The following is a 751-nucleotide window of genomic DNA, read 5'->3' as shown; positions in this document are numbered from 1 at the left end:
CCGAGTTTGAAAGCTGGCATGCCGGTCGTTGATCAAGCGGCATTTGCCGCGGATTTCCACGCCTCGAAAGCTTCGAGCCGATGGTAGCGGATGGTGAGGGCGGAACGAAGGCGGGCTGGTACGGAGAAACGATTGCGGGTTGCGGACTGCATAGTGACGAAGCGCTGCAATCCACCCGGTGATCGGAAGCCCTGCAATGAGCGCTCTCGCTTTCGTAAGGGCAGGTGGCTGTTTTCTGCGCGGTTATTGAGCCCCTTGTGTGACCAATGATCAATGCCAGGCGCGACCTCACGTTTGGCGGCACCATAGGAGCGCAGTTTGTCCGTAATGATCCTTTTTGGGACGAAGCCCCAACGTTTCATCAGCTTGACCAAAAGCCGCTTTGCCGCACGCTTGTCTCGCCTCGATTGGAGGATTTCCTCGAGAACAACGCCTTGTTGGTCGACCGCGCGCCAGAGCCAGTATGACCGGCCTGCGATCTTCACAACGATTTCGTCCAGATGCCAGACATCGCCAGGGCGCGGCTGCCGTCGCCGCAGAACGTGGGCGATCAGCGGGCCGAACTTGACGCTCCAGCGCCGGATCGTCTCATAAGAAACGTCCACGCCACGTTCCAGCATCAGCTCCTCGACCTCGCGCAGGCTCAAGTTGAACCGGACGTAGAGCCAGACAACATGAGCGATGATCTGAGGCGGAAACCGGTGGCGTTTGTAAGTGATCTTTTGAGTTTGCATCAGCATCACCTATGCGG

The 751-nt window shown here is 58.2% G+C and carries 1 protein-coding gene; it reads right to left on the bottom strand.

Annotated features, from left to right (window positions below; genetic code table 11):
* Positions 1–32 precede the first annotated feature (32 nt).
* A complete protein-coding gene (locus BHD06_RS22780) occupies positions 33–740 on the bottom strand; it encodes an IS6 family transposase (protein WP_376764874.1) in 708 nt (235 codons plus the stop codon).
* Between the last annotated feature and the right edge of the window lie 11 nt (positions 741–751).

Origin of the sequence: Roseovarius sp. A-2, assembly GCF_002072155.1 — a bacterium.
GTDB lineage: Bacteria > Pseudomonadota > Alphaproteobacteria > Rhodobacterales > Rhodobacteraceae > Roseovarius.
This window is presented reverse-complemented; position numbering and strand designations above follow the sequence as displayed.